This is a genomic window from Pseudomonas sp. (assembly GCF_037994325.1).
Lineage (GTDB): Bacteria > Pseudomonadota > Gammaproteobacteria > Pseudomonadales > Pseudomonadaceae > Aquipseudomonas.
Window position 1 is genome coordinate 1 of sequence record NZ_JBBNAH010000679.1, and the last position, 9,378, is coordinate 9,378.

General features: G+C 61.1%; 6 protein-coding genes. 3 read left to right on the top strand and 3 right to left on the bottom strand.

What is annotated here, in order from left to right:
- Positions 1 to 911 (bottom strand): NAD(P)-dependent alcohol dehydrogenase (locus AAAB16_RS22380; protein ID WP_340665319.1); only part of this gene is annotated, 911 nt, incomplete at its 3' end.
- 293 nt (positions 912 to 1,204) lie between these two features.
- Between AAAB16_RS22380 and AAAB16_RS22385 the strand changes: the two genes are divergently transcribed.
- Complete coding sequence (locus tag AAAB16_RS22385; protein ID WP_340665320.1) at positions 1,205 to 2,056, top strand: CAP domain-containing protein; 852 nt, start codon at positions 1,205 to 1,207, stop codon at positions 2,054 to 2,056.
- A gap of 97 nt (positions 2,057 to 2,153) precedes the next feature.
- Here AAAB16_RS22385 and AAAB16_RS22390 read toward each other — a convergent pair whose 3' ends face one another.
- Together AAAB16_RS22390 and AAAB16_RS22395 are read right to left on the bottom strand one after the other, a co-directional pair.
- On the bottom strand, positions 2,154 to 3,590 hold the full coding sequence (locus AAAB16_RS22390; protein WP_340665321.1) for a SulP family inorganic anion transporter: 1,437 nt from the start codon (positions 3,588 to 3,590) through the stop codon (positions 2,154 to 2,156).
- 99 nt (positions 3,591 to 3,689) lie between these two features.
- Positions 3,690 to 4,820 carry a lactonase family protein gene (locus AAAB16_RS22395; protein ID WP_340665322.1) on the bottom strand — a complete coding sequence of 377 codons (1,131 nt, stop codon included), beginning with the start codon at positions 4,818 to 4,820 and terminating at the stop codon, positions 3,690 to 3,692.
- Between the two features lie 257 nt (positions 4,821 to 5,077).
- Between AAAB16_RS22395 and AAAB16_RS22400 the strand changes: the two genes are divergently transcribed.
- Positions 5,078 to 6,703 (top strand): methyl-accepting chemotaxis protein, encoded by a 1,626-nt coding sequence (locus AAAB16_RS22400; protein ID WP_340665323.1) that lies wholly within the window; start codon positions 5,078 to 5,080, stop codon positions 6,701 to 6,703.
- 344 nt (positions 6,704 to 7,047) lie between these two features.
- Positions 7,048 to 9,318, top strand: coding sequence for a catalase/peroxidase HPI (gene katG / locus AAAB16_RS22405; protein ID WP_340665324.1), 2,271 nt, complete (start codon positions 7,048 to 7,050; stop codon positions 9,316 to 9,318).
- Positions 9,319 to 9,378 lie beyond the last annotated feature (60 nt).

Below are 9,378 nucleotides of genomic sequence, written 5' to 3' on the forward strand. Positions count from 1 at the left end.
TCGAGCATTTCCTGGGTTTCGGCAATGCCGCCAATCGGCGAGCCAGCCAGGCGCCGACGGCCGAGCACAAAGGGCAGGGTGAGGGTTTCGTCGATAGGGCCGATTTGGCCGACGATCACCAAGGTGCCATCGACGTCCAGGAGTGGCATATAGGGCGAGACATCGTGGCGCACGGGCACGGTGTCGATGATCAGATCAAAGCGTGAGGCCGCCGCTTTCATCGCGCCCTTATCGGACGACACCAATAAATTGTCGGCGCCCAGTGCCAAGGCGTCGGCTTCTTTATCGGCGCTGCGGCTCAGCACCGTCACTTGCGCGCCCAGGCCCGCCGCCAGTTTCACCGCCATATGCCCCAGGCCGCCAAGACCGACTACGCCTACGCGGCTGCCCGGCCCGACATTCCAGGTGCGCAGCGGCGAGTAAGTGGTAATGCCCGCACACAGCAGCGGCGCGGCCTTGGCCAGGTCGAGGCCTTCGGGTACGCGCAGCACGAACTCTTCACGCACCACCAAGTGCTTGGAGTAGCCGCCGTAGGTGGGTTCTTTGGTGATGCGGTCGCGGCTATTGTAGGTCTGGGTATTGGCTTGGCGGCACAGCTGTTCTTCGCCTTTACGGCACTGATCGCATTCCTGGCAGGAGTCGACCATACAGCCCACCGCCACGGCATCGCCGACCTTGTAGCGTTTTACCGCGCTGCCAATGTCGGTCACGCGGCCGACAATTTCGTGCCCCGGCACAATTGGAAAGGTGCTGAAGCCCCAATCATTGCGTGCCTGATGCAGGTCAGAGTGGCAGATGCCACAGTAGAGAATTTCCATCGCCACATCATTGGGACGCAGGGCGCGGCGTTCGAATTTGAAGGGGGCCAGCGGTGATTTGGCGGTTTCTGCCGCGTAACCAATGGTGAGCATGGAAAGCACTCCTGATGGGTGGGGAACGGTGCAAAGACCACAGGGTAGACCAGTTAGTTGCCCTTAACGGGCTAGCGCTTGGTGTTATCGGTAGCCAGAGGTGGCATGTGCCACGCGCTTGGCCGACACTTCGCCATGGTGGCTTGGGTGAACCTTACCCGCGCTGCTGGGCTCTGATTAGCCATATAAGCCTGCATACGCTTATAAGCTCGACTCATAAGCTGGCAATTAAGCCTGCACAGCGCGGGGGGAAATCGCTGATCATGGGGGCAGTCCGCTCAAGGGAGAAATACATGCGCGTCCGTTTAACCGTGCTGTCTGCTATCACGCTGTCGTTAACAGCACTTGCCGTGACCCCGGCGTGGGCCGATGACGAAACAGCGCTGGTGCAGGCAATCAACGCCTACCGTGGCCAAGTGCAACGCTGTGAAGGCCAGGCCTCGCCGGAGTTGCCGCCGTTGGCGGACGACCCACGCTTGCGCTTGCGCTCCGACAGTTTTGGCGGCTTGCAAACGGCGTTGGCCAAGAACGGTTACCCGATGGTCAACGTACAGGCCATCAGCCTGGCCGGTGCGCGCGACACGGCCGCAGCGATGCAAGCGGTGCAGGAAAGCTTCTGCCGAGTCATTCTCGACCCGCAATTCGTCGATATTGGCGTGCGCCGCGAAGGCGATTTGTGGCGCATTACCCTGGCGCGGCCGATGCTCACCGCGCGGATGGGCGACTGGCAGAGCCAGGGTCGGCAGTTGCTGGAGATGATCAACACCGCCCGCAGCCAGGCGCGCCAATGCGGCACCCAGGCGTTTGCTGCCGCAGCGCCGTTGAATTGGAATAACACCTTAGCCGGTGCTGCCGAAGCCCATAGCCGGGCGATGGCTAACGGCAATTTCTTCGACCACAAAGACCGCGACGGCCGCACCCCGGGCGACCGTGCCGAGCTGGCAGGGTATGCCGGGCAGGCGATTGGCGAGAACATCGCCGCCGGTAACGACAGCCCGCGCAAAGTGCTCGACGGCTGGCTGGCCAGCCCCGGCCACTGCGCCAACCTGATGAACCCGCAGTACCGCGAGCTTGGCGCGGCCTATGCCCTGGACCCAAAAAGCGATGCAGGCATTTACTGGACCACGATGTTTGGCAGCCAGTAAGCCGAACGCTGAACTCGTAGGGTGTGCTGCCGGCATTGAGCGATATGCCTGATATCGCAATGGTGCGCACAGCACCCCCTACAAAGAGCGCCTGCTTTCACTCCCCGGCGCGTTTAAGCAGTTTTTTGCAGCGTTCGCTCAAGTGCACCACCCGCAAATGCTTGCCCGCCTTGCTATAGCGCTCGCGCAGGGTTTTCAGCGCGGCAATCGCCGAATAGTCGACAAAGCTTAAATGCGCACAATCCAGGGTGACCTGCTCGGGGTCGTCGGCCGGGTTGAACTGGTTGAGAAACGGCGTGACCGAGGCGAAGAACAGCGTGCCATGCACCTGATACAACTTGCTGCCATCGGCGGCCAAGTGCGCGTCGGCGTACAGCTCGCGGGCGTGCTGCCAAGCGAAGTTCAGTGCGGCAATGATGATGCCCAGCAGCACGGCCGTAGCGAGGTCGGTGAACACGGTGATAACGGTGACGGCGACTATCACCAGCATGTCGTTTACCGGCACTTTGCGCAGTACCCGCAGCGAGGCCCAGGCGAAGGTTTGCTGCGACACCACAAACATCACCCCAACCAACGCTGCCAGCGGAATGCGCTCAATCAGCGGCGATAGAAACAGCACAAACAGCAGGATCATTCCCCCCGCCACCACGCCCGACAGCCGCCCACGGCCGCCGGAGCTGAGGTTAATCACGGTCTGACCGATCATGGCGCAGCCGCCCATACCGCCAAAGGCACCCGAGACGATATTCGCCGCGCCCAGGGCCACGCATTCGCGGTCGGGGTAGCCACGGCTTTCGGTGACTTCATCGGTAAGGTTAAGGGTGAGCAGGGTTTCCAACAGACCGACCATGGCCATCAGCAGCGCATAGGGCGCGATGATGCGCAGGGTTTCCACGGTCCATGGCAGCTCTGGAAACGCGAAGCTCGGTAGCCCGCCGGCAATATGCGCCATATCGCCGAGGGTGCGGGTTGGCAGGTTAAGCAGGTACACCGCCACGCCCACGGCCAAAATAGCCACCAATGCCGGCGGCACTGCGCGGGTCAGGCGCGGCAGCAGGTAAACGATGGCCATGGTTGCTGCCACCAAACCCACCATCAGCAGCAGCGGCGTGCCGCTTAGCCAGTGTTCGCCGGCTTTGAAATGCTCGAGTTGGGCCAGGGCAATGATGATCGCCAAGCCATTTACAAAACCCAGCATCACCGGGTGCGGCACCATGCGAATCAGTTTGCCCAGGCGCAGCACGCCAAACAGCACCATGATCAACCCGCCAAGCAACACCGTGGCCAGCAAATACTGCACGCCGTGTTGCACCACCAAGGCGACGATCACCACCGCCATCGACCCCGCTGCGCCAGAAACCATGCCTGGCCGCCCGCCAAACAGCGCGGTCAGGGTGCAGATAATAAAGGCGCCATACAGGCCCATTAGCGGATTGAGGTGGGCAACCAGGGCAAAGGCAATGCACTCAGGCACCAAGGCAAACGAGGTGGTAAGGCCGGCAAGAAGGTCGGCGCGAAGGCGAGCGGGTTTCATGGCAAGCGACTGCGGGGCGGCAAAGAGGGGGGCGGATGGTACGGAATCTGGTAGGTGGCGGCCAGTGCCGCTGGCGCCACCTGCTGGCTCTGGTAACGCTTACTTGGGCGATTGCCACATCTCGATCCACAACGCGCCGTCGCCTGATGGCGCTTCACCGACGCGCTTTAAACTGCCGTCTTTCGCCACGGCGTAGCTGCCGATGACCGCGCTTTTTTCGCCAGTGACCAGCAGCCATTTGCCGCTGGGGAAGAAGGCGATATTGCGCGGCTGTTTTTCCGCCACGGGGAAGTTGCCGATAAAGGTCAAGGCGCCGCTGCTGGGCTCGACCTTGAACGCCGAGACGCTGCTGGTGGTGCGTTCGGTGGTGTAGAGCAAGGTGCCGTCTGGCGACAGGCGAATATCGGCGGCCCAGATGCGTGGAGTCGGGTCGTCTTTAAGGTCGTTATTGGCGGCGTTGCGGATCAAACCTTCGGCCAGTTTCAATGAGGCCGGCACGCTTTGCGCTTCGCTCACTTGGCGCAAGGCACCGCTGCTGGCGTCGATGGCATAGCCGACCACGGTGCCGCTCAACTCGCCGACCACATACAAAAACTTGCCATTGGGCGAGAACGCCAAATGCCGTGGGCCCATTTTGGCCGGTGCGGCGGCAGCGCCCGAACCAATCGGTGTCAGTGCGCCGGTCTGTTTGTTCTGGCTGAACTGCAGCACGCTGTCGGTGCCCAGGTTGGCGGCATAGACAAATTTGTCGCTGCGGTCGCTGCGAATCGAGTGGGCGATGGGGCCGGTTTTGTACACGTCAATCTTGTCGGAAACCCGGTGCTCGGCGTCGATGGCCTGCACGCTGAGCAGGCTGGCGCCGTAAGACGCGCCCATAAGGAAACGACCGCTGCGGTCGGTGGAAATGTACGCCAGGCTGTCAGCCAAGGGCGCTTGGCCGAGTTTTTCCAGATGGCCGTTTTTCGGCTCGATGCGATAACTGAGCACACTAAAAGGCGCCACGCGCAGGGCGGCATACAGCACCTGGCCATCCGGGCTAATAGCCATCGGATTGACCTTGCTGCCAGCCGGCGTTTGTTCCACCAGCGTTGGCGCGCCGGTGCTCTCGTCCAACTGGTATTGCGAGATCAAACCATCGTTGGGGCTGGAGATGTACGCGTAGGTAGCAGCCTGTGCGGGCAACGCCAATGCAGTGGCGAGGGCGACGGCCAAAAAGTGCGGTGTGCTCATTACGGAGTTTCCTTTGTTGTTGTGATTGTCGTCAGTCATCATATGACTGCATTGACATATTCAGCAACATCCACCTGCGCCGCTGCTTCGAGTTATCTTCGCAGTCAACTGAAACGCCCGTTGCAGAGCTTTCGCCAATCTGGCTGGATGTTTTTTCCAGGGCTAGGACTAAAGTCGATCTGGTCAGCGCCGACATGGTTGTCAGATAACAGCACCCTAACAACTCTAATAATGCCCACGGATGAGTGAGACCTTTCATGCTGCTACGTAACCTGAATATTGCCCGCCGCGCGGCGTTTGGCTTTGCGTTAATCGCGTTGGCGGTGGCCTTTCTTGGGGTGTTTTCCCTGAGCCAGATGTCGAGCATCCGCGACCGTGCGACCGCCATTGAGCGTGACTGGGTGCCGAGCATTCGCATCGTCGATGCCATTCGCGAAAACATGCTGCGCATCCGCACCATTTCCCTGCGTATGGCGCTCGATCCGGCCACGCAAAATATCGACACCTACGTGAGCCAGTACGAAGCGCGTAACAAGGTGCTGACGCAGAACATCAGCGACTACGAAGCCTTTGTTGATTCACCCGATGAACAGCGGCTTTACGAGCAATTCAAAAAGGATTTCGCCGCCTACCAGCGTGGCATGAGCGACTCGTTCAACCTTGCCCGCAGTGGCGATCGCGAGGCGTTGAACAAGCTATTGCTGGTCGATATGAAGCCGGTGGTCGACGGCACTGGCGCGCAGTTGGCGGAGTTGGGCGATATCTACGGCAAAGGCATTGAGCGCGAAGGGCAGGCCTCCAGCGCCGACTACGCCGACTCGCGCTTGATCGTGATGGTGGTGATCGTGCTCGCGGCGCTGGGCACCGTATTGCTTGCCTGGCTGCTGACGCAAAGTATCGTGCGGCCGCTGCGCGATGCCGTGCAGGCGGCGCAGTTTGTGGCCGCTGGTGACCTGACCAAACCGATTGCGGTCAGTGGCCGCGACGAAGTTAGCCAGCTACAAGATGCCCTGGGCCGTATGCAGCAAAACCTGCGGGAAACCCTGGCGCAGATATCCGGCTCGTCCACCCAGTTGGCCGCTGCTGCCGAAGAATTGAATGCCGTCACCGAAGAGGCCAGTCGAGGCCTGCTGCGCCAGAACGATGAGATTGAACAGGCCGCCACGGCGGTGAACGAGATGAGCACGGCGGTGGATGAAGTGGCGCGTAATGCGGTGTCCACCTCGGAAGCGTCCAAAGCTTCCAACCAATCGGCGCAGGTGGGGCAAAGCCGGGTGAGCGACACCATTACCGCCATCACCGATTTGTCCGGCGATATGGAAACCACCGCCACCCAGGTGCGTCAGTTGGCCGAGCAATCGCAAGACATCGGCAAAGTGCTCGACGTGATTCGCGCCATCGCCGAGCAAACCAATTTGCTCGCCCTTAACGCCGCCATTGAAGCGGCGCGGGCAGGCGAGTCAGGGCGCGGCTTTGCCGTGGTGGCCGATGAGGTGCGTGCCTTGGCCCACCGCACGCAGAATTCCACTCAGGAAATCGAACAGATGGTCGCCGGCATGCGCACCGGCGCCAGCCAAGCGCTCAGCGCCATGCAAAGCAGCAGCGCGCGGGCGCAATCGACCCGCACCTTGGCTGAGAACGCCGGCGTTGCCTTGGAACAAATCACCGCCGCGATCAGCGAGATGTACGAGCGCAATCTGGTGATCGCCAGCGCGGCCGAAGAGCAGGCGCAAGTGGCTCGCGAGGTGGACCGCAACCTGGTGAACATTCGCGACCTGTCGGTGCAATCGGCCACCGGCGCCCACCAAACCAGCGCCTCCAGCCACGAGCTGTCGCGCCTGGCCGCCGACCTCAATGTGCTGGTCAATCGTTTCAGTCTTTGATGGCCGCACCCTCAGTCCTTTCAACACGTCACACCTGGGGCCCCGCCTACGCGGGGATGGCGGTGAGCAGGTGCGCTGCCGCCAAGCGTTTAAGACTTTGGCTATCAACACAGCACGTACGATCTATTAGAACTCTTCCCATAGACGTCTAGTCTTGGTCTGGCCTCGACCCATGTCGAAGCCGTGCAACCTGATGAGGGGACACAGAGCCTCGCCCACAGCGCCAAGGCGCTAAAGATCCCAGGCTTGCCCCGTGCGGATTAACGTACTGTTGAACTTACTCATTGGCGTCCCAGCCCTGCAGGGCTGAACAGCTGAATGAAGCGACCTTAAGGAAGAACAAAATGTCGACTGAATCGAAATGCCCGTTTAATCACGCCGCTGGCGGCGGCACCACCAACCGTGACTGGTGGCCCGAACAGCTGAATCTGAAAATCCTCCACCAACATTCCTCTAAGTCTGACCCGCTGGGTGAAGACTTCGATTACACCAAGGCCTACAAGAGCCTCGACTTTGCCGCCGTTAAACGCGACCTCGAAGCACTGATGACCGACTCCCAAGACTGGTGGCCCGCCGACTTCGGTCACTACGGCCCACTCTTTGTTCGTATGGCCTGGCACAGTGCCGGCACCTATCGCACCGGCGATGGCCGTGGCGGCGCCGGCTCTGGCCAACAACGTTTTGCCCCGCTCAATAGCTGGCCCGATAACGTCAGCCTGGACAAAGCTCGCCGCCTGATCTGGCCAATCAAACAGAAGTATGGCAACGCCATTTCCTGGGCCGACCTGATCGTGCTCACCGGCAACGTGGCGCTGGAATCCATGGGCTTTAAAACCTTTGGTTTCTCCGGCGGCCGCCCGGATGTGTGGGAGCCCGATGAAGACGTGTACTGGGGCACCGAAACCGTCTGGCTGGGTGGCGACAAGCGCTACGGCAAAGCCAGCAAAGAAGTGGAAGAGCCAGGCCAAGGTGACTTGGTCGCCGAGCCGGCCAAACGTCCGGAACAAGAAGGCCGCGAGCTGGAACGCAATCTGGAAAACCCACTGGCCGCCGTGCAAATGGGCTTGATCTACGTAAACCCGGAAGGCCCGGAAGGCAACCCGGACCCGCGCGCATCCGCCTTGGATATCCGCGAAACCTTCGGCCGCATGGCCATGGACGACGAAGAAACCGTGGCGCTGATCGCTGGCGGCCACGCTTTTGGTAAAACCCACGGTGCCGGGCCTGCCGACAATGTCGGCCCGGAACCCGAAGCCGCTGGCATGGAAGAGCAAGGCCTGGGCTGGCGCAACAAATTTGGCTCGGGCAAAGGCGGTGACACCATCACCAGCGGCCTGGAAGTGACCTGGACCTCAACGCCCACCCGCTGGAGCAACGAGTACCTGGAAAATCTCTTCGGCTTCGAATGGGAACTGACCAAGAGCCCGGCCGGTGCGCACCAATGGCAACCCAAAGGCGGTGCCGGGGCAGGCAAGATTCCCGATGCCCACGACCCAAGCAAACGCCACGCGCCGACCATGCTCACCTCCGACCTGGCCCTGCGCTTCGATCCAATCTACGAAAAAATCTCCCGGCGCTTTCTGCAAAACCCAGGTGAGTTGGCCGATGCCTTCGCCCGCGCCTGGTTCAAGCTGACGCACCGCGACATGGGCCCGCTGGCCCGCTACCTGGGCCCGGAAACCCCGAGCGAAGAACTGCTCTGGCAAGATCCGATTCCAGCCGTTAATCACCCGCTGGTGGACGACAGCGATGTCGCGGCCCTCAAGGCCAAGGTGCTGGCGAGCGGCCTGACTGTTGCGCAACTGGTGTCCACCGCCTGGGCTGCAGCTTCAACCTTCCGTGGTTCGGATAAACGTGGCGGCGCCAATGGTGGCCGTCTGCGCCTGGAACCGCAGAAGTCCTGGGAAGCCAACCAACCGGCACAACTGGCTCACGTGCTGGCAACCCTGGAGCGCATTCAGGGCGAGTTCAATGGCGGCCAGGTCGGCGGCAAGCAAATATCCCTGGCCGACCTGATCGTACTGGCTGGCAATGCCGGTGTTGAGCAAGCGGCGAAAACTGCTGGGCAAACCGTCACCGTGCCGTTCGCCCCAGGCCGTGCCGATGCCTCGCAAGAGCAAACCGACGTTGAGTCGTTTGCCTTCCTCGAGCCGATCGCCGATGGCTTCCGTAACTACCAGAAAGGCAAATACACCGTCTCGGCAGAAAAACTGTTGGTCGACAAAGCCCAGCTGTTGACCCTTAGCGCGCCAGAAATGACCGTGCTGGTGGGCGGCCTGCGGGTGCTTGGCGCCAACGTTGGTGATGCCAAACATGGCGTATTCACCAGCCGCCCAGGTGCGCTGACCAACGACTTCTTTACCCACCTGCTGGACATGGGCGTGGAATGGAAGCCGACTTCGCCAGCGGCCGACACCTTTGAAGCGCGCGACCGTAAAACCGGGCAAGTGAAATGGACCGGCAGCCGTGTCGACCTGGTATTTGGCTCCCACGCCCAACTGCGTGCGTTGTCCGAGGTTTACGCCAGCGCCGATGCACAAGCCAAGTTCGTCAAAGACTTTGTCGCCGCCTGGACCAAAGTGATGAACCTGGACCGGTTCGACCTGCATAGCTGATTAGCGCGCCTGTGAAACGCAAAACGCCTCCTTAGGGAGGCGTTTTGCTGTGTGCTGTAT

What these genes read in the sequence shown, in the direction of transcription:
- AAAB16_RS22400 (WP_340665323.1), top strand. Translation starts at nt 5,078, where the DNA reads ATGCTGCTACGTAACCTGAATATTGCCCGCCGCGCGGCGTTTGGCTTT.
- AAAB16_RS22385 (WP_340665320.1), top strand. Translation starts at nt 1,205, where the DNA reads ATGCGCGTCCGTTTAACCGTGCTGTCTGCTATCACGCTGTCGTTAACA.
- katG (WP_340665324.1), top strand. Translation starts at nt 7,048, where the DNA reads ATGTCGACTGAATCGAAATGCCCGTTTAATCACGCCGCTGGCGGCGGC.
- AAAB16_RS22395 (WP_340665322.1), bottom strand. Translation starts at nt 4,820, where the DNA reads ATGAGCACACCGCACTTTTTGGCCGTCGCCCTCGCCACTGCATTGGCG.
- AAAB16_RS22390 (WP_340665321.1), bottom strand. Translation starts at nt 3,590, where the DNA reads ATGAAACCCGCTCGCCTTCGCGCCGACCTTCTTGCCGGCCTTACCACC.